Here is a 23,985-nt window from a genome sequence, read left to right on the forward strand (position 1 = left end):
TTTTTGCCCGACGACTATCCAGCGATACTCAGATGTCGAATTTGACGCCCTGGGCCAGTGGAAGTTCGGCCGAGTAATTCACGGTGTTGGTCTGACGGCGCATATAGGATTTCCACGCGTCCGAACCGCTTTCGCGCCCGCCGCCGGTTTCCTTCTCTCCGCCAAAGGCGCCACCGATCTCTGCCCCTGAGGGCCCGATATTGACGTTGGCAATTCCGCAATCGGATCCGGCCGCAGACAGAAACTGCTCGGCCTCGCGCATGTTCAGGGTAAACACGCAGGATGAAAGGCCTTGTGGTACGTCATTCTGAAGCTCTACCGCGTCGTCGAAATCGTCATAGCCCATGACGTAGAGGATCGGCGCAAAGGTTTCGGTTTTTACGGTCGCGGTCTGACCCGGCATTTCGACGATCGCAGGTTCCATGTATACGCCTGCCGGAACACCTTCGGTAACGCGGTTGCCGCCGAACACCGAACCGCCTTCCGCTTCGGCCGCTTTCAAAGCGGCGGTCATCGCCGCGCCCGCCGCTTCATCCACAAGCGGCCCAACCAACGTGCCGTCTGTCAGAGGATTGCCAATGGGCAGACCCGAATAGGCTTTTTTCAGACGGCTCACCAGTTCTTCGCGGATCGAGTTGTGCACGATCAGGCGACGCAACGTGGTGCAGCGTTGACCGGCGGTGCCAACTGCCGAAAAGACAATCGCGCGCACGGCCATCTCCAAATCAGCCGAAGGGCCGATGATCATTGCGTTGTTGCCACCTAGTTCCAGAATGCACTTGCCAAAGCGCTGTGCGACGATGGGGGCGACAGCGCGGCCCATGCGGGTCGATCCCGTGGCCGAGATCACCGGAACATCTTCACTGGCCACCAGTGTTTTTCCCAGATCGGCGCCACCGATAAGCGTTTGCAGAAGACCGTCCGGCGCATCGCCAAATCGGGCCAGGGCGCGTTCGAAAATCTTTTGACAGGCCAGCGCCGTCAGCGGGGTTTTTTCGGACGGTTTCCAGATCACCGGATCACCGCATACGATGGCCAGAGCAGCATTCCACGACCAAACCGCAACCGGGAAATTGAACGCGGAAATCACACCAACCGGGCCAGCAGGATGCCAGGTTTCCATCATCCGGTGGCCCGGACGTTCGGACGCGATGGTCAGGCCATAAAGCTGACGCGACAGGCCGACGGCAAAGTCACAGATGTCGATCATCTCCTGCACTTCGCCCAGACCTTCCGAGGTGATCTTGCCCGCTTCCCAACTGACCAGTGCACCCAGGTCGTCCTTGGCGGCGCGCAGCTCTTCACCCAACAGGCGGATCAGTTCACCCCGGCGCGGGGCGGGGACAACGCGCCATTTCCTGAACGCAGCCTTGGCTCGGGAAAAGATGGCGTCCATGTCCGAGATCGGCGTCTCGTGCACTTCGGCCAGCAGGCTTCCGTCAATCGGCGACGTGACCCTGAGCGTGCCGCCTTTTAGTTGGGCCTCGGTCAGATCCAGGTTTGCAAGCGTGGTTTGGGCTGTCATTACGATGTCTTTCATATCTCAGGCCGCCTTGTTCTGTTCGGTGACGTCGCCAGCGCGATACAGCTGGCCAAATTCAGTGTTGAGGAAATCGTCCAGCTTGACCTGTTCCTGCCGGACAAAGCCTTTCGAGGGCAGAGCTCCGATCCGCATCAGATCGACCACCCCCAGCACGCCTGCGGCGGTCGTGACCTGAATAGCGCTCCAGACCTGTCCATTGATGGTGCGGGCAAAGGATTTGTTGATCAGGGACTTTTCGCGCAGCACGCCATCAATGACGCCTTTTGCGGTGCAATATACCAGCACCACGTCCTGATCGGTGCGGGGCAGAGCGGCCTCGAATATCTCTTTCAGCAGGTCGCGGCGGCGTTCCAGTCCCAGATCGTTCAAAAGCAGCTTCAGGATATCGCAATGACCCGGATAGCGGATCGAGCGATAGGACACATCCCGCGCCTTGCCTTCCAGCGTTTCCGGCAACGTGCCCAGACCGCCCGAGGTATTGAAGCATTCGTATTCCACGCCGTCATGGCCCAGAATCTCGTAGTTCTCCAACGGCGCGGTCTTGACCAGCTTGCCGTTCACGATGGCATCGCATGGGTTGCAATATTCGTTGATCAACCCGTCGGTGGACCAGGTCAGGTTGTATTTCAGCGCATTCGTCGGATAAAGCGGCAATGCCCCCACCCGCATGTGCAGGCTGTCAATCTGGTCAAACTCCGCCGCCAGTGAAGCTCCGGCGATGCCGACAAAACCTGGCGCCAGACCGCATTGCGGCATAAACGCAGTTGCGCTGTCCCCGGCCAGTTCACGTACCGCATTCGTGGCCGCAACATCTTCGGTCAGGTCGAAATAATGCGCCCCCGCCGCTTTGGACGCTGTGGCGATGGAAGGGGTCAAGAAGAACGGCGCTGCCGAGATGACTGCGTCGAAACCGGTCAGTTCCCGGGCCAGCCCGTCCGCGTCATTGGCATCGATCTGTCTGGTTCCAATGCCCATCTTCGAGATATCACCAAGCGCTTTTAGATCATGATCAGCGACCGTCACAGAGTAATTCGGCGACCCTTTCAACAGGGTTGCAATCATCTGTCCGATCTTTCCAGCGCCGACAACGCACACATTCCAGGACATAAAGATCTCCGCTGTTTCCCATCCTGTCGCAAGCGTGACGCGCGGCCACGACAATTCATAGGTGCCAATTTGACGAATTGATGTAGATGGTTGTCAAATTGTCGGAAAAAGGGATAAATTATCGGAAGCGCAATTGCCGGCCATGTGTCGCGACAGGTCCTGCCACGTGCCAACGTGGCCCTTGGCCCGATTGCGCCGTGACCTTTTGTCTTGTGTTGCCTGACACTTGGGAAGCGTCACGTTCTTGAGCGATTCCAATAACTTGTTTTCTGACTGCCGGGCGCAACGGTCCGGTGATCTTTCAAGCCGACTGATCCGCTTCCATCCAAGCCTCGAAGCGCTTCCAAGTTCGCGTCACACGCGGATTTTTGAGCGGTGTTTCTCGTTTGCGACATGGTTTGGTCAAATCGAACAACTTCTTGGCATTGCTCGGCTGCATGGTACGCCCAGCGGTCGCCGGAGAAGGCTGTGAAGCTCGGCCGTGGCCGCCTTGTCGCGTGTTGAACAAGGGCAGGTGTTGCATTGATCGCGTTATGTCCCAAGCCCGAAAACTCAGCCTGTTCCGAGAAGGGCGTTGTGACCTCTTGCCTGCACGCCGATTCGCAACAAACTCACCGAACACCCTGGGAGGGTCACAACGAATGACTGCAAGGCCACTCGATCATATTCGTGTCCTCGATTTTGGCCAATACCTGGCTGGTCCACTGGTTGGCATGATGCTTGCTGATTTGGGGGCAGAGGTGATCCGCATCGACCCGCCCTGTGGCCCGCGATTGAAAGAACCGGCCACAGACATGCTGTCACGTGGCAAAATAGCCGTGACGATCGACCTCAAATCCGAAGGGGGTTTGCAGGTCGCGCGCGAACTTGTGGCGCGGGCTGACGTGGTGATCGAGAACTTCCGGCCCGGCGTGATGGAGAGGCTGGGCCTGGGTCCGAAAGCTCTGCGCGAAATAAATCCGCGCATCGTGTCATTGTCATTGCCGGGGTTTGCCTCAACCGATCCCGCGCTGGCCGATCTTCCGGCGTGGGAAGCCGTGATCGCGGCCCGCACTGGGCAATTCACGGATATGGGGCTGAACCGGCGCCTGATGGGCATCAACCCATCCTTTTCACCTTTGACGCTGGCATCCGCCTATGGCGCTTCGTTCGGCGCGATGGCCGTGCAGTTCGCCTTGGCTGCACGTGACCGGAACGGAGGCGACCACATCGAGGTGCCTCTGGCTTCGGCCTTGCTGGAAGGGTTGGTGTATAACTGTGAGCAGATTGAAGACTATCCCGAACGTTACAAGTCCCCTCGCGAAGTGGAACTTGACAGGCGCGCAGCCGAAGGCTTGCCAATGGATCTGAGCTTTGCGGAACTGGAAGAGTTCCTGGACCCTTTCTATCGAACTTATACCTGCGCCGACGGGCGTGGGTTCTATGTGGTGGCGGGCAGTGTGAAAACACATCCCCGGCGGGTGTTGGAGACGCTTGGCCTCAAACACCTTGCCGATCAATTGCCGGACTTCGACGCCTATCTCGATACCGCAGACTGGCCGGATGAATGGTCGCTGCGCAACTACCCTGTCGGAGCAAGGGATCGCGCGCGTGTATCCGACGCAATGAAAAAGGCCTTTCTGACAAGGCCCTCTCATGAGTGGGAAGCCCTTTTCGGGTCTGCCAAGGCGCCCGGAACGGCGCAACGGTTCAGCAAGGAATGGCTGGCCGATCCGCACGCTTTGGCCTCGGGCCTGGTGTTGGAGGTAGAGGACCCGCGTCATGGGAAGATGCAGCAGATGGGAAATGTTGCGTGGCTTGCGGATGATGGCGCTGCGCTGGTCAAAAAACCGGGCCCCGATTCCGATGACGCACCCGTTTCAACGATCCTTGCGGAACCGCCGCGCAGCGGACCACCAGCCGCAAGCGGTCAGGGCTGGCTGGAGGGGTTGAAGGTGCTGGACCTGACCAACGTGATCGCCGGTCCGACGGTCGGGTCCACGCTGGCACGATTTGGCGCTCAGGTGACTTCCGTTCAGCCGGCAGAGCCATCAGTTGATCCGTGGAACACCGTGGTTTTCGGCCTGCACGCACATCGTGGAAAACAAAGCGTTTTGCTGAACCTGAGCTCGGATGACGGGAAGCGGGCGTTACGGCGGCTCATCGACTCCTCGGATGTCATCACCATAAACGGCACGGATGAGCAGCGCGATGCCCTGGGGTTGAGCGCGGAAGAGCTGGCGGCGATCAACCCCCGTCTCATACTGGTGCAACTCGATGCCTTTGGCGGTCCTGCGCGCGGACCCAAATCGGACCATCTGGGGTATGACGACCTGGCGCAGGCGGCGACAGGGGTCATGGTGCGTTTTGGCGGTGGCATGGCCACGCCCGAAGAGCATGCGCATTTCGGTACCATTGACGTTCTGACCGGCTATTGCGCATGTGTTGCGCTTGGTGCGGCCCTGCTGAGATTGCAGAAAACCGGCAAAGGCGGGATTGCGCGGGCTGCGTTGGCGGCGGCCGGCAACCTCATTCAGGCGCAATTGATGTATGATTTCGAAGGCCGCGCGCCCTTTGACGAACCGGCCGGGAGCGCAGCTATGGGCTGGGGACCATTCTACCATTGTTACCGCGCGGCGGACGGGTGGATGTTCTTTGCTGCACCCACCGAACAACGCAAAGCCCTGCGCCGTGTCTCGGACCTCGCCAGCGTGGCCGATATGCCGGAAAAGGAATTGCCGGATGCGCTTGCGGATCATTTTGCAAGGCAACCTGTTGAATACTGGCAAAAGGCGTTTTCCGGTTCCGCCAGCACTGTCATGCCTCTTGGATCGTTGCATGACACGCGCGACGCCGTGTTGCAGCCGGAAAGCGCCGGGAATATCGACCTGACGCGGGGAACGTTCAACGTCATTCGGCATGACATGCATCCCATGGGCCGGTGGTGCGATCTGGTTGCCCCAAATGCCGTGCGACCCGAACGCGCCCGGATCGTCATTCCCGGACCGATGCCGAAATACGGCGCGGATACACGCAGCATTCTGCGAAACGTCGGTTATGCAGATGAGGATATCGACGCGATGATCTCTGCTGGATCTGCCGCCGAAAGCTGGTCGGAAAAGTACTTGCCCGAGTAGCCGACCAGCCACAGACGGTTCGGAAATCAAGAAGATATGCCATCCGCCGCCGCAGGCACGGGCTCCCGGGCCTGGCGATGGGCAATATCTGTCGTGACAAGCTTTGGACTGGCACCCGCGCGACTTGCACAGAATATTCAACCGCTTTGCCACAGTTTTTTTTGCATGTCTTGCGGCAAGAACCGTCCTAGGGTCGGCAAAGCACAGCTTTGCACACACAACGAAACAAGAACCACTGACCATGAGCCAAATATCAGAGAGCCTGCTGAACCAAATCCGCAGCCGATTTGCCCAGATCGATCATTGCCCCGAACAGGGTGAGCGGATCTTTTTCGAGAATGCCGGAGGCGCACTGACATTGAATTCAGTTTTGGAAAGCTCGGTTCGTTACGCCGCCATCCCGGACAACCAGGGGCGCGACAATCCGGGATCCCATGCGCTGGTCGCCACGATCAACGCGGCCAAGGCGGATATGCGGGATTTCATGAACGCACCCGGCGGGCAGTTCTTTGTGGGTGAAAGCGGTACAGAACTGTTGTTCCGGCTGATCATGAACGCATGTCTGGGAACGGGTCCGGGCGTTGTGCTGGGATCCACATTGGAACACCCGGCGACGCGTTCGGCCTGTGATCGTTGGGCCCGCATTTCCGGGCAAACCCACGTTTTGGTACCCCATGATGACGCCACCGGCACCGTCTCGGCCGAAGCCTATGCCGCGGCCGTGACACCGGATACCAAAGTGGCGACGATCCTGCATACCTCTCCGGTGACGGGAATGGGCGTTGATGTCGCTGCCGTTTCTCAGGCCATCCGCACCGTGGCTCCGGATTGTTTCATCATCGTCGATGGCATCCAGCACGCAGCGCATGGCCGGATCGATCTGACCGCCTATGACGTCGATGGTTATGTGATTTCGCCCTACAAGGTGTTTTCGCGTCATGGCTACGGCGTGGCCTGGATCTCTGATCGCTTGACCGCGCTGGAGCACAACGCCTTGCTGAATGGCCCCGCGGACAATTGGGAAATGGGCACGCGCGACACCGGAGCTTATGCCACGATGTCCGACGTCGTATCCTATTTCGAATGGCTGGGCAGTCAGGTCAGCGATGCCGAAGACCGGCGCGGCAAGTTTCTGGCGGCGGGTGATGCGATCCATGCGCAGGAAAAGGCGCTGACCGACGCGATGATCCACGGCACCGGCAACCTGAGCGGCCTGGCCGAGATGGAAAAAGTCACCATTCTGGGCGGGGCCGACAACCCGGCACGAGAAGGTCTGGTATCGCTGCGTGTCGAAGGCGTGGCCTCGTCCGAGGTCGTCAAACGGCTGAACGAACACGGTATCCGCACGCATCTGCGCAAGGCGGACCACTATTCCGGCAATATCCTGACACCGCTTGGCTATGATGCCTGTGTACGGGTCTCGATGTGTCACTACAACTCGATCGGCGAAGTCGCCAAATTCCTTGCCGTCATGAAAGAAATCGCCGCTTGAGCCGCGCCATATCCAAGGACATTCCCTCATGAAAACCCATGCACAAGCTGTTGTCATCGGCGGCGGCCTTGCCGGTACGTCGATCCTGTATCACCTTGCCAAACTCGGCTGGACGGACTCGATCCTGCTGGAACGCGATGAGCTGACCAGCGGATCGACCTGGCACGCGGCGGCCAACATCCACGGTCTGCATGACAACAACAACATCACCCGCATCCAGCACTATACAATGAACCTGTACAAAGAGCTGGAGAAGGAAACCGGCCAAAGCTGTGGTGTGTTCCAGCCCGGATCGCTCTATCTGGCCCAGACCGAAGAGCGCGAGCAACAGTTGCGCCTGCAAGAGGCGAAGGCCCGGTTCTATGGGCTGAATTTTCACGAGGTCAGCCGAGAAGAGGCCAAAGAGCTGCACCCGCTGGCGCAGTTTGATGACATCCGCTGCATCATGTACGAACCTGATGGCGGCAATGTGGACCCGTCCGGCGTACCGCATGCCTATGCCGCCGGGGCCCGTGCGATGGGGGCCACCATCGAACGGTTCTGCCCGGTGATCGCCACGGAACAGCAACCCGATGGCAGTTGGATCGTTCGTACGCCCAAGGGTGACATTCATGCTCAATGGGTGGTCAACGCGGCGGGCCTCTGGGGGCGCGAGGTGGCGGCGCTGGCAGGCTTGACCCTGCCGCTGCAACCGACCGAACATCAGTATTTCGTGACCGAAAGCATCGACGAAGTGGCCAGTCTGGGCCGTCGTCTGCCGTCAATCGCCGACCGGGACGGCGAGTATTACTTCCGACAAGAGGGCAACGGCCTGCTGATCGGGGCCTATGAGAAAGACATGAAGTTCTGGGCCGAAGACGGTACGCCGCTTGACTTCGCGCATGATCTGTTTCCCGACGATCTGGACCGGATCATGGAAAATGTGATCCGCGCCACCGAACGCGTGCCGGTTGCCGCCACAGCCGGGGTGAAACGGGTAATCAACGGCCCGATGATCTGGTCGCCCGATGCCAATATGCTGTGGGGGCCGGTGCCCGAACTGAAGAACTATTTCCTCTGCGGCGGTCTGATCCCCGGCTTCTCGCAATCCGGCGGGCTGGGGCTGCTGGCGGCGCAATGGATGATCGAGGGTGAGCCGCAATATGACATGTTCGCCTGGGATCTCGCCCGCTTTGGCGACTGGGCCGACAAAAAGTTCACCAAGGCCCGGGTCGAAGACGCATACACCCATCGGTTCAAAATTCACTTCCCGAATGAAGAACGCAGTGCAGGCCGCCCGGCCCGTGTGCGCCCCGCCTACGAGATGCAGAAACAGATGGGCTGTGTCTTTGGTCTCAACTGTGGCTGGGAACACCCGTTGTGGTTTGCCGATGAACCCGGCACCGAAGAGACCACTGGTTTCACCCGCCAGAACTGGTTTGATCCGGTCGGGCGCGAGGTTCAGATGCTGCGCGACAGCGTGGGCGTGATCGATATCTCGAACTTCGCCAATTACGTGATCAAGGGGCCTGGTGCCTACGACTGGCTGGACCGCCTGGTGGCCAATCGCGTGCCGACCGAAATTGGGCGCAGCTGCCTGACGCCGCTGATTTCGGTCCGCGGTGGCGTGGCGGGGGATTTCACCGTCACCAAGCTGGCGGAAGACGAATATGTGATGATTGGCTCCGGCATGGCTGAACGCTATCATCAGCGCTTCTTTCAGATGGTGGAAATGCCTCAGGGCACAACTCTTGACGTGGCAACGGACCGCATCGCCGGGTTCAACATCGCCGGCCCGAAATCACGCGAGGCATTGGCGCGCCTGACCAATGCAGACCTTTCCAACGAAGCGTTCCGCTTCATGCGGTCCCGAAAGATCACCGTAGCAGGTGTTGATTGCGTGGCCATCCGGGTCAGCTTTACCGGCGATCTGGGTTGGGAACTGCACTGCGCCGAAACCGATCAGGTCGCGCTTTACTCTGCGTTGCTCGAAGCCGCCAAAGACTGCGGTGGCGGCCCCGTGGGTGGACGGGCGCTTGGGTCGCTGCGCATCGAAAAGGGTTATGGATCCTGGGGGCGGGAATATTCCCAGGAATACTGGCCGCAAGAGGTCGGGCTGACGGGCCTGATCAAGCTGGACAAGGATTTCCTGCACAAAGACGCCTATCTGTCCATCAAGGATAGAGCTCCGCGCGAGGTCCTGTCCATCTTTGAACTGGACGTGACCGAGGATGCCGACGCCACCGGCAGTGAGCCGATCTTTACACCTGATGGTGCGCCTGTCGGCCGTGTCACATCGGGCGCGTACGGGTATTCAGTCGGGAAATCTCTGGCATTGGGTTTCCGCAACCCCGAGGTGGCGCAGCCAGGGGATGAAGTGGTGATCCAGGTGATTGGCAAACCGCATAAGGCTCGGGTGCTGGCAGAGGCGCCGTTCGATCCTTTGGGCGGCAGGCTGCGCGACTGAAACAACCGGCCCGCCGGATCAAGGTCATCCCATAGCCGCAGATCTCATCCGCGATCTGTGGCTATGGGATGTGCAATTTGCTTTCGAACCGTTCGACAGGGTCCGCCTCGGTTTCGGGATGCCACTGTTTCGCGGCCGGTGCGCAAACCTTCAGACAATCAACAGCGCGCGCTGCGATCTGATCCGCGATTTCGGTTATGTTGACCGGGTTTAAATAGAAGGCAGGCACAGGGGGCAGGATGATGGCTCCCATTTCTGCGGCCGCCGTCATATTGCGCAAATGCGCCAGTGTCAGCGGCGCTTCTCGTGTCAGCAGTACCAGTGGGCGTCGTTCCTTGAGCTGAACGCCCGCCGCTCGTGTCAGCAGGTTGTCGTCCAGTCCATGCGCGATCGCACCCAATGAGCGCATGGAACAGGGCGCGACGATCATCCCGGATACCGGCACCGAACCGGACGCTATACTGGCCCCGATATCGGCGGGCGCGTGATGACGGGTTGCCGACTGCCGCAGTTCCTTCAGGGCATCGGGGCCGCATTCCTGCGCAAGCGTCAGACGGGCAGCGGGGCTGACGACCAGGTCGATTTCGATATCCGCCGATGTCAGATGTCGTGCGACCGCAAGGCTCAAAACCGCACCGGAAGCGCCTGACACGCCTAAGACTACTCGGGTTTTCGTCATGTTCTCAGCTCTGGCATCAATCTGTCTATCAGGTCTTCCGCAAATGCGTGATCAACTTTGTCGGTGCGCATGACCGTCCCCCATTCCCGCTGTGTTTCACTGCCTGTTTTTGTCGTGGCGTCGATGCCCAGCTTTCCGGCCAGACCGGGTTCCGGCGAGGCGAAATCCAGATAATCCATGGGTGTCCTGTCCAGGATCATCACATCGCGGCCCGGGTCCATTCGCGTGGCAAGCGCCCAGGCGATATCGTTCCAGTTTCGGGGGTCGATATCGGCATCTACCGCAACGATCATCTTTGTATAGCTGAATTGCGGCAGCATCCCCCAAAGCGCCATCATCACACGCCGGGCCTGGCCCGGATATCGCTTGTCGATGGCGACGATGGCGATGCGATAGGAACAGGCGGCAGGCGGCAGCCAAAGGTCGTGTATTTCGGGGATCTGAGCGCGAATGGTCGGCAAGGCCAATCGATTGAACACTTCGCCAATGATCGCAGGTTCGTCAGGCGGGCGTCCGGTATAGGTTGACAGATACAGTGGTGCCTCGCGATGGGTCACGGCCGTGACATGCATCACCGGAAACGGCTCGGCGGGGTTGTAGTACCCGGTATGATCCCCGAACGGCCCTTCGGGTGTTGTCTCGCTTGGCGACACCCAGCCTTCCAGAACGATCTCGGCATCTGCCGGTACAAGCAGTGGGACGGATTTGGCCGGAACCAATCGTGGCCGGTTCTGGTTCAGGGCCCCGGCAAATGTCAGCTCAGACACCAATTCGGGCAGGGGCAGAGCCGCCGACAACAAGGTCGCGGGGTTTGCGCCCAGAACTATTGCGACCGGCGTCTTTTCGCCGTGCTGCGCCCAACTGCGATGATGAGCGGCCCCGCCGCGATGTGGCAACCAGCGCATAATCAGACGGTTCCGGTCCAGCACCTGAACGCGATAAACGCCGGCGTTGTAAGTTTGTACCGCGTCGGGTTCGCTGCCACGGGGGCGGGTGATGACCACAGGCCAGGTGATCAGGGGCCCCGCGTCCCGGGGCCAGTGTGTCTGGATCGGCAGCGCAGAAAGATCAACATCGGCTCCGCTGTGGCAAACCTGCTGAACAGCGGCGGTTTTGACCTGCTTCGGTCGTGTGGACAATGCGGCCTTCAGCATCGGCCACCGGGACAGCGCATCCCGCAACCCGCCCGGCGGCGTCGGGGCCCGAAGCGCGGCCAGAAACGCGCCCAGATCACCCAGCCCATCGGAAGAAACGCCCAGCCCGGCGGCGACGCGTTCCGAAGTTCCGAACAGGTTGACCACAACCGGCATGTCGCACTGCCCCGAGGGCACGCCCGTCGGCGTGTCGAATTGCAACACGGGCCCATTGGCCTCTAACACGGCGCGGTGGACAGCGGTCATTTGATGGCGCACGGAAACCGGTTCGGCGATGCGCCTGAACTGCCCTTTTTCTTCACACCATTTCAGAAAATGTCGAAGGCTGGGATATGGCGGCAGAGTGCGAATGGGTTTGCTCCGGCGATGGTGCCTACCCTCTAGCAGCGAAAGAGACCGGTCGAATTGACAACCGTCAAGTCCCGGGCGCCGGGGCGGCTTTAGGAAGGCCGCACCGGTTCACTTTGTTGAGACAGCAGGAGGTCTGTTTGTCCGATCCCCTAAACCAGATACCGCAATGCCCTGCCGCTTTGGCCGCAGCCCTGCGGTTTGTTCCGCTTGCACCCTTGTCGCTGTCACTGACGGCGTTTTCCCGCAAAATAACCAAGAAACACCCCGATTTGCTCAACCGGCTCGGGGAATACAGCCGGGCAGCCTTTGTGCTTGATCCAACGGATCTGCCCGTTGTCCTTCTGCTCGAACCGAATGACGGCGCACCGAGAATCAGATTGAGCCGCGGGCGCGTGGACGGGGCCGCGCGAATTTCCGGCCCACTGGCGGCGCTGTTGGGGCTGGTGCATGGAGCGTTTGACGGTGACGCCCTGTTCTTTTCGCGCGATCTGGTGATCGAGGGCGACACAGCCGCGGCACTGGCGCTGCGCAACGCAATTGACGACGCAGAGCTGGACCTCGCGCACGAGGCCGCAACCCTTTCCGGCCCGCTTGAACGCCAGCTGAAGCAGATCATCGCCTTTGCAGAGCGTCGGACCGGCCTGTGCCTGACCCGACCCGAGGACGCGATCCTATGGTAATGGAAATCGTTTGCCCGGCGGGAACGCCCGCGGCCCTGCGTGCAGCCGTCAGGGCCGGGGCTCACACGGTCTATTGTGGCTTCAATGACGAAACCAATGCGCGGAACTTTCCGGGGCTCAACTTTGACCGCGCTGAAATGCGGGCCGGAATTTCCTTTGCCCATGATCACGGATCGAAGGTCTTGATTGCAATCAATACCTTCCCGCAGGCAGGCAACGAAGGGATTTGGAAACAAGCGGTGGCGGATGCCGAAACCTGCGGTGCAGATGCTGTCATTCTCGCCGATCTGGGCTTGCTGGACTACGCGGCGCGACATCATCCCAAGCTGCGCAGACATCTGTCCGTGCAGGCCGCGGCGGCCAATGCTGACGTGATCAATTTCTATGCCGAAACTTTCGGTGTAAAGCGGGTGGTCTTGCCGCGCGTTTTGTCCGTTCCGGAAATTGCCGCGATCAACTCTGAAACCGATGTCGAAACCGAAGTCTTCGTGTTTGGCGGTCTTTGCGTCATGGCCGAGGGGCGATGCTCGCTGTCCTCTTATGCCACCGGGTTGTCTCCAAACATGAATGGTGTCTGCTCCCCTGCCAGCCATGTGCAGTATCAAGAAGAACAGGGCGCGTTGAACGCGCGCCTTGGCGGGTACCTGATCCACCGGGTCGAACGGGATGAGCCCGCACCGTATCCGACTTTGTGCAAAGGGTGTTTTTCCGCAGGTGAAAAAACCGGGCACCTGTTCGAGGATCCCGTCAGCTTGAACGCAGAACGGCTGATCCCGCAATTGCAAAAGGCAGGTGTGACAGCCTTGAAGATCGAAGGGCGCCAGCGGTCAAAATCTTATGTCGCACAGGTCGTTCGGAATTTTCGCGCCGCGGTCGATGCGCTGGAGTCAGGCCAGCCGATGCCCGAAGGTATGCTTGCGCGACTGTCGGAAGGGCAGGCCATGACGACCGGCGCTTACAAAAAGACGTGGAGGTGATCCGATGGAACTGACAATAGGCCCGAACCAGTTCTTCTGGCCCTCCGAAACCTGGGCTGCATTTTATGATGATCTGGCCCGATCGCCCGTCGACCGCGTCGTGCTTGGGGAACTGGTCTGTTCCAAGCGCTTGCCGTTTTACCAGGATCGTATCCCTGCGGCGATTTCCCGGCTGGTGGAGGCGGGCAAAGAGGTTGCGCTGACAAGCCTGGCCCTTGTGACCCTGAAACGCGAGCGCAAACTCACGGCTGAGCTTGCAGAAATGGGCGTCATGGTCGAGATCAACGATCTGACCGCGCTGGCACATTTGCCCGGAACCTGCACGTTTGCCGTTGGCCCGCTGGTAAATGTCTACAACGAAGGTACTTTGAAATGGTTGGCTGCTCGGGGTGCGCGCCGGGTTTGTCTTCCGCCGGAATTGCCCATCGCTTCGGTCAAAACGCTGGCGCAAGCTGCCTCGGACTTGGGCGTCGCGATCGAAATATGGGGGCATGGCAGGTTGCCGCTGGCCATTTCCGGGCGCTGTTACCACGCGCGATTGCATGGGCGCAGCAAGGACAATTGCCAGTTTGCCTGCGAAGACGATCCGGACGGGTTGGACGTTCTGACCGGTGAAGGCAAGCCTTTTATGGCCATGAACGGTGTGCAGACCCTGTCAGACAGCCATGCCTGTACGGATCATCAGATCGACCTGCTGAAACAGGCTGGCATCTCGGCGTTGCGTCTGTCGCCGCAATCTGGCGGATTCCGTCAACTGTGCGAACTGTATCGAAAACGTATCGACGGTGATCTTCCCCAAGGAGAAGTGGAGTGCGCCCTGCGTGGCGCTGATCCTGATATTCGGTTGAGCGACGGATTTCTGACGGGGTCCTGCGGTGCAGAATGGTCCGGTGCATCAAAGGCGGCTTCGATCTCGGTTTGACCGCCGCATCGGCACGGCGTCCGTCGCGCCGGACGCGAATGAAACAGCCTATGCTTTGAACCCTTGGGATGAGTCCGGGTTTGTCCGGGTTTCTTCCTCTTGAACCCAGGTTTCGGCCTGCAAGACCCCGGGTTGCCCGGTGCCGATAATCCCCACGACCTGCACATCGCCGGTATCGGTGGGAGCGGCCACCTGAACACGCCGGATCAATGCGAAAAGGGCGACCGCAATACCGATAGCCGCCAGAAGAAACGGAAGACCGCGCCCGCCGAACAATGAGATAGAGTTCGGCCCCAGCATGGTTCCCACCAGCAGGCCGACATTCAGCAGTAGCACCATCGTGCCACTGGCGGGAACGATCTGAGACAGCTTGAGCTGATCATTGGCATGCGCCGTCAGGATCGAATACGCGGGATACAGCCCGATTGCGATCAGAACAAAACCATAGACGATATGAGACGGCGACGTATCGATGGCCATCCAAAGACTGGACAGAGTCGTAACGACACCCAGCCCGATTACCACATAGCGTCTGTCGGTGTGATCCGACAGCCAGCCGATCGGGTATTGCACAACCGCACCGGCGATCAGCGCCGCCACCAGCGCCCCTGACGCCTGCGCCGTCGTAAAGCCGTTTTGCAACGCATAAAGCGGCAACGAGATATAAGACGCCGCGACACCGATGCTGACCAGAACGATACCGATGACTGCGATGGGCGAAACCTTGTAAAGCACGGGAACCGACATGCGTTCCGGAGCGGCATATTCCGGCGCCTTGTTGCCCGACAGAAGAAGCGGCACGATCGAAAGCGAAATCAGGATGGAAACAAGCCCGAACAGCAGGTTCCCAGTGGGGTCGGGAAAGCCTACTATGGCGGTGCCAAGCGCCGGGCCGGCAAGCTGGATAATGAAATACAGCGACAGGACCTGAGCGCGCATGTTGTTCTCGGACTTCGCGTTCAGCCAGCTTTCGGTGATGACGTAAAGCCCCGGGTAACAAAATCCGCCCAACAGACGCATCACGCTCCAGCTGATCGCGTCGCTGGTCAGTAGATGCACGATGGCCGCAATCGAAACCAGCGAGGCGAGGGCCGAAAATGCCCGAATATGCCCGACATTTTCGACCAGCCTCGGGGCAAGTGCCGTCCCTGCAAGCGCACCCAGGGGATAGCTTGCCTGCATGACGGAAATCGTGAAGTCACTAAAGCCCAGACTGGCCCCCCGGATCGTCAGCAACGTCGCCAACAGACCGTTGGCAACCATCAGCATGAACATCCCAAGGAACAGGGCCCAGTTTTCGTTTAACGCGCGTATCATAGCGAACCGCTACTGATGCGGGGCGGGCCTGTATACAACTCCTACGACATCGGGATGTCGTTTGATGGAACTTCTCCGTTGCGGGCCACTATGTCGGATTCAACCGTCCCAAGGCCCATTGAAACTGGGTTTTCGGCTAAACGGATTGGCCTCTGTGCCCGCAGGAATTGCGGCTGAGTTACACGTCGCCTTGCATGATCCGGGCATAGATATCGGGATCCGTCACGCCTTCAGAGCCGATCGTCAAAACCCGAGACTGCGGCGTCAATCCAAGCTTCTGGAAAAGCTCGGGGTTGTTGGCCGCTTCGATCAATGCGGCCAATCCGGCAACGCCGCTCTCTCCGGCTTCGATCGCCGGATCACTACCATGCGGACGCGCCAGGCGACGGACGGTGGGCGGTATCAGCTGATCGTCGATTGTCAGAAAGTCCGAGGCTTCGCTGCGCAAAACCTGCCACGCCATCGGTGACGGCACCCCGCAGGACAAACCCGCCATAATGGTCTCTTCTTCGATATCTACGGACGCGGCTTGCCCCTGCCTTGCGCTTTCGAACAAACACGCCGCCAGATGCGGTTCCACGACCACGACGCGCGGCGCGGCATCACCCCAGGCCTGACGCAATGCTGCCGCAACTGCCGCGGCAAGCCCTCCAACTCCACCTTGCAGAAAGACATGCGTCGGTGCCGTGTCCATTGCATCCACGACTTCTTTGACCATGACACCATAGCCCGACATCACGTCGCGCGGCGGGTCAGTGTAGCCTGGCCAGGATGTGTCCGAAACCACGAACCAGCCGTTCTCGTCGGCTTCCCGCCGACACTGATCCACCGAGGCGTCATAGTCTCCATTGATGCGCACGACGTCGGCCCCGAGTTCGCGCATGGCCTGCGCGCGGCCTTCACTGACTTCGGCGTGAATGTAGATCCGGCACGGCGCGCCGAACCGCTTGCACCCCCACGCGAGCGACCGACCGTGGTTGCCATCGGTTGCCGAAACAAGCGTGATACTGGCAACCATGTCGGCGCAGCGGCCAGTACGGATATCTTCCAATGACACGTCCTGACCGGTCCGGCGCGATATTTCGCGTTGCAGAACACGCAAGGCGGCAAAGGCCCCCCCCAAGGCCTTGAAACTTCCAAGACCAAACCGGGGACCTTCATCCTTGTAGTGGACTTCCGCGACTCTGATCTCGGCTGCCAACGATGGCAAAGAATGCAGAGGCGTTGGCGCATACCCCTCCCATTGGGTGATTTCCCTTGCTGCGCGATCGAAATCCTGTTGTGTCAAAACGGTTTCGGCAGCGGGGCCAAAGCTCGGCCTGCCTGCCTGATGGGCGATGATTTCTGTCATGGTCGTGTATCCTGTCAGGGGGTCAGCGGCAGGCGCTGCCGTACCAGCTCTGCCCAGAGTTCTGCACCCAGCGGGAGCAGTGCGTCGTTGAAATCGTAATCAGCCGAGTGCAGCGGACGGCCGTTTGATCCTTCGGTCCCGTTGCCGATAAGCAGGAAACACCCGGGCACAACGGCGGCAAATTCAGCAAAATCTTCCGAGAAAGACATGGCAGAGCGGTCTCCGTCCACCTCAAGACCCATGGCCGAAGCCGCTGCAACGACATGCGATGCGGCATCGGCATCATTGTTTGCCTCGATGAATGCGGTACGGAAATCCACACTCACCTCGACGCCATGGCTTTTGGCCACACCGCCTGCGATCTGGCGCATGGTGCGTTCGATCAGCTTGCGGTCTGCCGGTGACATGGCCCGCGCGTCACCTTTCAGAACAGTACGCCCCGGAAGGACATTGCGCTGCCCGTCGGTGGTGAACTCGGTCACCGACACCACGGCGCCGGATGAAGGTGCAAGCTTGCGTGAAACGATGGTTTGCAGGGCCAATACAAGTTCCGCCGCAGGCGTGATCGTTTCGCGCCCGACATGGGGCATCGAGGCATGACCGCCTTGACCGGAAAGCGTGATTTCAAACAGGCTTTCACTGCAACAGATGACACCGGCGCGGGTGGAAACCCGCCCGACAGGCTCACCCGGAAGATTGTGCGCGCCGTAAACCTCATCAATCGGGAAGGTCCGCAAAACGCCCTCATCGATCATCGCTATTGCCCCAAGCCCATGCTCTTCATTGGGCTGGAACAGAAAGACAACCGTGCCGTCAAACGTCGGATCCTTGGCCAGCAATTCGGCGGCCCCAAGCAGCATCACCGTGTGGCCATCATGTCCACAGGCATGCATGACACCTTCGTTCTGCGACTTGTGCGCAAACGTATTGACCTCGGTAATCGGGAGCGCGTCGAAATCCGCGCGCAGCCCAATGGCGCGATTGCCATTGCCCGCCTTCAAGACGCCCACGACACCGACCCCTTCAAACACCTCGATGCCTAGGTTGCGCAGATGCCCGGCAATCCGGTTCTTGGTCCAGACTTCCTGAAACCCAAGCTCGGGGTTGCGATGAAACTCATGGCGCAACGCACGCAGGCGTTCTGTCAATGCTGTCACGGCAAAACTTCCCCTTCGACGTGTTGCTCCACATGTGAGAAACAAGTTTATTGCAAGAGACCTGAAAAAAGGGCTCTAGTTAATGGCAAGCCATGCAAGTTTCTTTCACATGACGCAATTGGATGACTTTGACCGCGCGATCCTGCGGATTCTGCAACAAGACAACAGAACCACGCAGCACAAGATTGGCGAGGCCGTAAATCTGTCCGCACCCTCGGTGCAGCGCCGTATCCGCCGGATGGAGGCCGAGGGCGTGATTCGAGCCAATGTGGCCGTCGTTGACCCGGCGGCCGTAGGTCTTCAACTTACCATCTTCGTTGAACTTGAACTGGTCAGTGAAACCCCGGACGAGATCGATGCCGTCAAGAAAACCCTGCTGAATGCTCCGGAAGTCCAGCAATGCTTTTACGTGACCGGAGAGGTTGATTTCATGGTTGTCGTGGTCGTCGAAAGCATGGCGGTTTACGAAGATTTCACCCGCAGGATGTTCTTTGAAAACGGCAATATTAGAAAGTTCAGAACCTTCGTTTCCATGGATACCATCAAATCCGGCAGTGCTTTGGGGTTCTGACCGGCACATGGTGCAACGACAGGCCCGTCCAGACATGTCCGCGCAAGTCTGGACCATTCGGTTGGGTTGACAGGACTGCGAAGTCAAGTCCCGTCACGGGTCTCAACGCAATTTTTCCAACGTGTTTTCAACTACATTCCATTGCGCGGAATGACATGCGCTTTCTCTTCCTCAAAGATCAGCTCCTCCCCTGACCATGCCTTCAGGCGCGAGATCAAATGAAACTCGGTGGCCGTTGCCCGTTGTTCGGAATAGGTCCATATCCTGGCCGACCAGTCCTCACGGTCGAAACCGGCGGTCTGCTCCATCGTGGCAACAGCAGAAAGCGGGTCACCCGGATGGATTGAATATCTTCGATCCGACACGTCGCTGAGCACCGTCCCAATATCGTCCAGGCGGAAATCACCCACCGGCCCGAAGACGCCCCCGTCCAGAAAAAACCTGTGTGTCACCTTGCCATTGGTCAGGTCCGTGTGGACCGAGCGTTCCATCGAGCCCGAGCGCACCTTGGTCTTTCTTGCGGCCTCACCGGACGCCGATGGTTCCGGCAGCGGGCGGGGTTCGGTTGTGTCAACGCCTGGGTTGCGGATGGGCAAGTGCAAATGAGATTGACCCGGGCGGATTGTAAGTGTCACAGGTTCGGGGGCGGGCCAGAGTACCGGCCAGTAAGCCGAAGCGATCTGCAAAACGATGCGATGACCTGACGGAACCCGATATCCTGTTCCATACATCGAGACGGTAACAGCCATCTCTTCCCCGGGTGTGATCGGCGTGGGTTCTGTATCGCTGATCCGGTGGTTGAGGTTGCAGAATCCCCTGGCAATCAGCGTCTGCGCACCGTTCGGGTCTTCGTCCACCAGCAATACAACGACAAAGCCCTGAGTCTGATCTGCTGACACCTTCAGATCGACCGATGGTTGCCCCAGGATATCAAGTGCGTCTTCAAGTGGCGCCGCTTTGAACTGCAACGCGCCGGCGGCGTCGATCCGGCAATCTGCCGCCATGTCTCCGGGAATGGCGAAAGAGCACATATCACCTGCGGCCGCCCCAAAGCTTTGCGGCGAGCAAATCGCAAGCTCTGCCGCGGAAACGGGGTCTGCCTCAAGCGTCAGATGATTCAGCCACAGGGACGTGTTGGTGATATTCGGTGACGGCCAGCTCGGCTCTTCGACCCAGCGCCCCGTGCGTTCCAGATGCGTTCCGGTCGGCGCTGCGCTGTCTTGAAGGAAAAAACGCAAGGGTGGTTCGTCCATCAACCCTGTGTCTTTTCCCTTCAGCCAGTGATCCCAGAACCGGATGACCTCGCCGACGAAATCAGCCTTGGGGCCGGGCACCCCTTCATGCGGGTAAAGATGCGCCCAGGGCCCCATCAGGATCTTGACCGGTCCGCTGAGGTGTTCGGCAATGCGGAATGGGGTATCGCGGTATAGATCCATCCAGCCGCCGAAAAAGTAGACCGGTATATCCACGTCGGCATAGTTCTCGCAGATCGAACCGCGCCGCCACATCTCGTCATGGGTCTGGTGTTCCAGCCACATGGCCGGCCAGAACGCGGCGCCTTCCAACCGCTCGCGCCACATGTCAAGCCAGCGGTCCGGGCCGACAATCTCTGGGTCTGGTGGCATGGCGTTGTACAGCTGCATGATCGAGCCCCACCAGAAATTGTCGTTGGCCAGACATCCGCCGTAAAAGTGGATGTCCTCGCGCCACCGGTTGTCTGTGCCCATCACCGGTGCGATCGCCTTCAAAGCCGCAGGGCGCGTCGCAGCCACCTGGAACGCGTTATATGCGCCCCAGCTTTTGCCGAACATTCCGACGTTCCCATCGCACCAGTCCTGATCGGCGATCCACTGGATGAGGTCGTGACCGTCCTGAATCTCCTGATGCGAATACTCATCTTCGGAAACACCATCACTGTCGCCATAGCCTCGGATATCAACGCGGATCGACGCGTAACCGGCGGCGGCAAACTGCGGATGCATGCTTTCATCCCGCATGCGTGTCCTGTCCCGGCGGCGATAGGGGATGTATTCCACGATACAGGGCACAGGGGCGTTGTTCGCGCTTTCCGGCAGCCACAGGCGCGCCGCAAGTTTCGTGCCGTCAGGCAGCGGTATCCAAACAGTCTCGATGACCTCAATATTGCTCATGTCCGGTCCTTTTCGTTCGGGCGCATAAGGGGTTTCATGCCGTGCGGGCAATCGGCTGTACGTGTTCAACGCATTCTCAGATGGCGTCACCACCGAAGGCCTAGGCGCAGCGCGTCATAGACTGCCGCGTGTATGTTGCGCGAAGAAACGGCGTCTCCGATCCGGTAAAGATCAAAACCGGCATTCGGGTTCACCTGCGGAAACACGTCACCCGAATTGGCGACAAGAGCGTCGTGATCCACACGGCCACGATTTCGCGAAAGCGGCTTGAGTTGGAAATAGAGATCATCCAGAGGCAAGGTGCCCTGATTGACAATGACCTGATCATACACGCGCTTTTCAACAAGCTTCGAGTAATCCGTTCCAATCGCCGCTTCCAGTTGATTGCCTGAGCGAACCAGCGATTTCAGCGTTCGGGTAACGGTGAACACCGCCCCCGTTTTTTGCAGCGCACGCATATATGGCACCAGATTCATGCCCATGATCTCGGGCGCAAAGCTGCGGTCGCGGGTCATGATCTCAACCCGCGCACCGGACCCGGCGATGACCTCGGCCGCCATCAGGGCCGGGTGGTCGCCCGCATCATCGTAGATCAGGACATTTTCGCCCGGTTGCACGTCTGCCGACAGGATGTCCCAGGCCGAAACCGCCAGATCGTTGCCGGTTTCCAATATTGTCGTCTCGGGCAAGCCTCCGGTTGCAATCACGACCATATCCGGGGCAAAGGTTGTTACGTTCTCCGCCTCTGCAAACGTGTTGAACTGAAACCTGACGTCGCGCGCAGCACATTGCGCCATGCGCCAGTCGATGATCCCGATCATCTCGGCCCGGCGTCGGGATTGCGCGGCCAGACGCACCTGACCTCCGGGTTCAGGGGCCGCTTCCAGAACGGTAACGTCATGCCCGCGCTCTGCCGCGACCCGCGCGGCTTCAAGCCCTCCGGGCCCTGCGCCGACGACGACCGCCCGGCGGCGGGATTTGGCTGCGGGGATCACATGCGGCATCGACAATTCGCGCCCGGTAGCGGGGTTGTGAATGCAAAGGGCTTCACCCGCCTGATAAATTCGGTCCAGGCAGTAGGTTGCACCGACGCAGGGGCGGATGTCATCCTCCTGACCGGCACGGATCTTGGACACGATCATCGGGTCGGCCATATGCGCGCGGGTCATGCCGACCATATCCAACAACCCCGAGGCCACGGCATGTCGTGCGGTTGCCACATCGGGAATGCGCGATGCATGAAAGGTCGGCATCCCGATTTCGGCTCGTACGCGCCCGGCGAAATCCAGATGAGGCGCACTTTTCATGCCCTGTACCGGGATCACATCCGTCATGGCCGGATCCGTATGAATGCGCCCGCGGATGACGTTCAGGAAATCGACCTGACCGCTGTCGCGCAGCCTTCGGGCGATTTCCAGCCCGTCTTCTTCGGTGATGCCGCCTTTTTCGACTTCATCCGCGGTATAGCGGACGCCAACGATGAAATCCTGCCCGACACGGTTGCGGATTGCATCCAGAACCATGAAGCCGAACCGCAACCGATTGTCGAAACTGCCGCCATAGGGCGCGTCCATCGTATTGGTGAGTGGTGACCAGAACTGATCGATCAGGTGGCCATAGGCTTGCAATTCAATTCCGTCGAGACCCGCGGCCTTCATACGCTCGGCTGCATCGGCGTAGTCGCTTACGATCCGTTCGACATCATGGTCTTCCATCTTCTTGGCAAAGGCCCGGTGGGCCGGTTCACGATAATGCGAAGAAGAGACCGACGGCAGCCAATCGCCCTTGTTCCAACCCGTGCGCCGCCCCAGATGGGTCAACTGGATCATGACCGCGCAACCATGAGCATGGCAGGCATCCGTCAATTCAGCCATCCAGCGCACCACCTCGTCCTTGTAGGCAAGGATGTTGTTGAACACCGGTGGGCTGTCGCGACTGACGGTGGCGGAACCCGCCGTCATGGTCATCGCGACCCCAGCTTTCGCGCGCATCTCATGATAGGCGCGGTAACGCTCTTTCGGCATACCGTCTTCGGGGTAGGCGGGTTCATGACTGGTCGTCATGATCCTGTTCTTCAGCGTCAGATGCTTCAGCTGATAGGGTTGCAGCAGCACATCGCGGGTCATGACCACCCGTCCTTTGTTGGAACCATTGACGTCAGTCGACCAACTTCGCTGTCCTGCATCGGACATGCAAAAAGCAGTGTTTCGGCAGTGCCGGGTGGCATATGGCGCTCCGATATTGGGGCGAGCGGAGAAGCTCTTGACCGATTGAAAGCAGACTGGGAAACCTCCGTCAAACGCCTTGTGAACCAAAGTCGCGATGTTTCTCCGAATGCGTTGGCCGAGGCGCGCAAGACAGGACAGAAAAGGTATCCGCGAAAACGACCTGTCCGCAAGGCGCTGGCAACCGCTTATCCCGTCGCCGCGCACCGGACATAAGCGTGCTGTTAGGCTGAAAACTCCCGCGCGGCAGGCTGGCAATTTTTCGATGATTGAAGGTCTGGGCTGGCGGTTGGCGTCGTTTCGCTCTATCGCCCAACTGGAACATACCTTTCGTGACAGGAGACAGCAGTCGTGACCATCACTCGGATCGAGACCGGCAAGCGCATGAGCCGCATCGTCAAACATAACGGAACCGCCTATCTGTGCGGTCAGGTTTCCGATGCCGCAACCGTTGCCGATCAAACCCGTGACATCCTTGCCAAGATCGAGGACCTTCTGGCCAAGGCTGGCAGCGACAAGACGCGTATCCTGCAATGCGTGATCTGGCTGTCGGACATGGCCGACTTTGCCGAAATGAACGCGGTCTGGGATGCCTGGGTGCCAGAGGGCCACGCCCCGGCCCGCGCCTGCGGCGAGGCGAAACTGGCCCGTGATGTTCTGAAGGTCGAGATGATCGTTACCGCAGCCTGCGATTGATCCGCCCGGCCTTGCGCCGTGTGCTGATTTCAGGCGTGGGCGGGTTTGGGT

The 23,985-nt window shown here is 59.5% G+C and carries 17 protein-coding genes; 8 read left to right on the forward strand and 9 right to left on the reverse strand.

Annotated elements, in window-relative coordinates:
* Nucleotides 1-28 precede the first annotated feature (28 nt).
* Together amaB and ACR0I0_RS08940 are read right to left on the reverse strand one after the other, a co-directional pair.
* Nucleotides 29-1,525: an L-piperidine-6-carboxylate dehydrogenase gene (gene amaB, locus ACR0I0_RS08935; RefSeq protein ID WP_480491070.1), complete on the reverse strand. Its 1,497-nt coding sequence runs from the start codon at nucleotides 1,523-1,525 to the stop codon at nucleotides 29-31.
* A gap of 18 nt (nucleotides 1,526-1,543) precedes the next feature.
* Nucleotides 1,544-2,650: a saccharopine dehydrogenase family protein gene (locus tag ACR0I0_RS08940; RefSeq protein WP_171724537.1), complete on the reverse strand. Its 1,107-nt coding sequence runs from the start codon at nucleotides 2,648-2,650 to the stop codon at nucleotides 1,544-1,546.
* 641 nt (nucleotides 2,651-3,291) lie between these two features.
* Here ACR0I0_RS08940 and ACR0I0_RS08945 point away from each other — a divergent pair.
* From ACR0I0_RS08945 to ACR0I0_RS08955, 3 genes are all read left to right on the forward strand, one after another.
* A complete protein-coding gene (locus ACR0I0_RS08945) occupies nucleotides 3,292-5,766 on the forward strand; it encodes a CoA transferase (protein ID WP_480491050.1) in 2,475 nt (824 codons plus the stop codon).
* A 241-nt stretch (nucleotides 5,767-6,007) separates the two neighbouring features.
* Nucleotides 6,008-7,258, forward strand: coding sequence for an aminotransferase class V-fold PLP-dependent enzyme (locus ACR0I0_RS08950; protein ID WP_171724535.1), 1,251 nt, complete (start codon nucleotides 6,008-6,010; stop codon nucleotides 7,256-7,258).
* 28 nt (nucleotides 7,259-7,286) lie between these two features.
* Entirely contained in the window at nucleotides 7,287-9,704 is a 2,418-nt protein-coding gene (locus tag ACR0I0_RS08955) for a GcvT family protein (protein WP_480491052.1), read from the forward strand.
* A 61-nt stretch (nucleotides 9,705-9,765) separates the two neighbouring features.
* On the opposite strand, the gene ACR0I0_RS08960 is transcribed toward ACR0I0_RS08955, so the two are convergent.
* A complete protein-coding gene (locus ACR0I0_RS08960) occupies nucleotides 9,766-10,383 on the reverse strand; it encodes a UbiX family flavin prenyltransferase (RefSeq protein WP_480488863.1) in 618 nt (205 codons plus the stop codon).
* On the reverse strand, nucleotides 10,380-11,888 hold the full coding sequence (locus ACR0I0_RS08965) for a UbiD family decarboxylase (protein WP_480491071.1): 1,509 nt from the start codon (nucleotides 11,886-11,888) through the stop codon (nucleotides 10,380-10,382). Before ACR0I0_RS08965 ends, ACR0I0_RS08960 begins: the two co-directional genes overlap by 4 nt.
* A 137-nt stretch (nucleotides 11,889-12,025) precedes the next feature.
* Between ACR0I0_RS08965 and ubiT the strand changes: the two genes are divergently transcribed.
* Genes ubiT through ubiV form a run of 3 tightly spaced genes read left to right on the forward strand, consistent with a single transcriptional unit; the run spans nucleotide 12,026 to nucleotide 14,467 of the window.
* Nucleotides 12,026-12,568 (forward strand): ubiquinone anaerobic biosynthesis accessory factor UbiT, encoded by a 543-nt coding sequence (gene ubiT / locus ACR0I0_RS08970; protein ID WP_348539746.1) that lies wholly within the window; start codon nucleotides 12,026-12,028, stop codon nucleotides 12,566-12,568.
* Nucleotides 12,568-13,545: a ubiquinone anaerobic biosynthesis protein UbiU gene (gene ubiU / locus ACR0I0_RS08975; RefSeq protein ID WP_171724648.1), complete on the forward strand. Its 978-nt coding sequence runs from the start codon at nucleotides 12,568-12,570 to the stop codon at nucleotides 13,543-13,545. Before ubiT ends, ubiU begins: the two co-directional genes overlap by 1 nt.
* Nucleotides 13,546-13,549: 4 nt before the next feature.
* The gene (ubiV, locus tag ACR0I0_RS08980; RefSeq protein ID WP_480491054.1) at nucleotides 13,550-14,467 is read left to right on the forward strand and encodes a ubiquinone anaerobic biosynthesis protein UbiV; all 918 of its coding nucleotides are present in this window, start codon (nucleotides 13,550-13,552) and stop codon (nucleotides 14,465-14,467) included.
* A 48-nt stretch (nucleotides 14,468-14,515) separates the two neighbouring features.
* On the opposite strand, the gene ACR0I0_RS08985 is transcribed toward ubiV, so the two are convergent.
* From ACR0I0_RS08985 to ACR0I0_RS08995, 3 genes are all read right to left on the reverse strand, one after another.
* Nucleotides 14,516-15,784 carry an MFS transporter gene (locus tag ACR0I0_RS08985; protein ID WP_171636305.1) on the reverse strand — a complete coding sequence of 423 codons (1,269 nt, stop codon included), beginning with the start codon at nucleotides 15,782-15,784 and terminating at the stop codon, nucleotides 14,516-14,518.
* Between the two features lie 178 nt (nucleotides 15,785-15,962).
* Nucleotides 15,963-17,135 (reverse strand): diaminopropionate ammonia-lyase, encoded by a 1,173-nt coding sequence (locus ACR0I0_RS08990; protein WP_480491056.1) that lies wholly within the window; start codon nucleotides 17,133-17,135, stop codon nucleotides 15,963-15,965.
* 14 nt (nucleotides 17,136-17,149) lie between these two features.
* Nucleotides 17,150-18,292: an amidohydrolase gene (locus ACR0I0_RS08995; protein ID WP_480491057.1), complete on the reverse strand. Its 1,143-nt coding sequence runs from the start codon at nucleotides 18,290-18,292 to the stop codon at nucleotides 17,150-17,152.
* Between the two features lie 82 nt (nucleotides 18,293-18,374).
* On the opposite strand from ACR0I0_RS08995, the gene ACR0I0_RS09000 reads away from it, so the two are divergent.
* Nucleotides 18,375-18,863: an Lrp/AsnC family transcriptional regulator gene (locus ACR0I0_RS09000; protein WP_480491059.1), complete on the forward strand. Its 489-nt coding sequence runs from the start codon at nucleotides 18,375-18,377 to the stop codon at nucleotides 18,861-18,863.
* A 131-nt stretch (nucleotides 18,864-18,994) separates the two neighbouring features.
* Here the strand turns inward: ACR0I0_RS09000 and ACR0I0_RS09005 are convergent, their stop codons facing one another.
* Complete coding sequence (locus ACR0I0_RS09005) at nucleotides 18,995-21,013, reverse strand: CocE/NonD family hydrolase (protein ID WP_480491061.1); 2,019 nt, start codon at nucleotides 21,011-21,013, stop codon at nucleotides 18,995-18,997.
* Nucleotides 21,014-21,099: 86 nt separating this feature from the next.
* On the reverse strand, nucleotides 21,100-23,139 hold the full coding sequence (locus tag ACR0I0_RS09010; protein WP_171636295.1) for an NADH:flavin oxidoreductase: 2,040 nt from the start codon (nucleotides 23,137-23,139) through the stop codon (nucleotides 21,100-21,102).
* A gap of 450 nt (nucleotides 23,140-23,589) precedes the next feature.
* Here ACR0I0_RS09010 and ACR0I0_RS09015 point away from each other — a divergent pair, with 450 nt between their 5' ends.
* Nucleotides 23,590-23,934 (forward strand): RidA family protein, encoded by a 345-nt coding sequence (locus tag ACR0I0_RS09015; protein WP_171117928.1) that lies wholly within the window; start codon nucleotides 23,590-23,592, stop codon nucleotides 23,932-23,934.
* Nucleotides 23,935-23,985 lie beyond the last annotated feature (51 nt).

It is taken from the genome of Ruegeria sp. AG6 (assembly GCF_056541565.1).

What these genes read in the sequence shown, in the direction of transcription:
- amaB (WP_480491070.1), bottom strand. Translation starts at nt 1,525, where the DNA reads ATGACAGCCCAAACCACGCTTGCAAACCTGGATCTGACCGAGGCCCAA.
- ACR0I0_RS08940 (WP_171724537.1), bottom strand. Translation starts at nt 2,650, where the DNA reads ATGTCCTGGAATGTGTGCGTTGTCGGCGCTGGAAAGATCGGACAGATG.
- ACR0I0_RS08945 (WP_480491050.1), top strand. Translation starts at nt 3,292, where the DNA reads ATGACTGCAAGGCCACTCGATCATATTCGTGTCCTCGATTTTGGCCAA.
- ACR0I0_RS08950 (WP_171724535.1), top strand. Translation starts at nt 6,008, where the DNA reads ATGAGCCAAATATCAGAGAGCCTGCTGAACCAAATCCGCAGCCGATTT.
- ACR0I0_RS08955 (WP_480491052.1), top strand. Translation starts at nt 7,287, where the DNA reads ATGAAAACCCATGCACAAGCTGTTGTCATCGGCGGCGGCCTTGCCGGT.
- ACR0I0_RS08960 (WP_480488863.1), bottom strand. Translation starts at nt 10,383, where the DNA reads ATGACGAAAACCCGAGTAGTCTTAGGCGTGTCAGGCGCTTCCGGTGCG.
- ubiU (WP_171724648.1), top strand. Translation starts at nt 12,568, where the DNA reads ATGGAAATCGTTTGCCCGGCGGGAACGCCCGCGGCCCTGCGTGCAGCC.
- ubiV (WP_480491054.1), top strand. Translation starts at nt 13,550, where the DNA reads ATGGAACTGACAATAGGCCCGAACCAGTTCTTCTGGCCCTCCGAAACC.
- ACR0I0_RS08985 (WP_171636305.1), bottom strand. Translation starts at nt 15,784, where the DNA reads ATGATACGCGCGTTAAACGAAAACTGGGCCCTGTTCCTTGGGATGTTC.
- ACR0I0_RS08990 (WP_480491056.1), bottom strand. Translation starts at nt 17,135, where the DNA reads ATGACAGAAATCATCGCCCATCAGGCAGGCAGGCCGAGCTTTGGCCCC.
- ACR0I0_RS09000 (WP_480491059.1), top strand. Translation starts at nt 18,375, where the DNA reads ATGGCAAGCCATGCAAGTTTCTTTCACATGACGCAATTGGATGACTTT.
- ACR0I0_RS09005 (WP_480491061.1), bottom strand. Translation starts at nt 21,013, where the DNA reads ATGAGCAATATTGAGGTCATCGAGACTGTTTGGATACCGCTGCCTGAC.
- ACR0I0_RS09010 (WP_171636295.1), bottom strand. Translation starts at nt 23,139, where the DNA reads ATGACCCGCGATGTGCTGCTGCAACCCTATCAGCTGAAGCATCTGACG.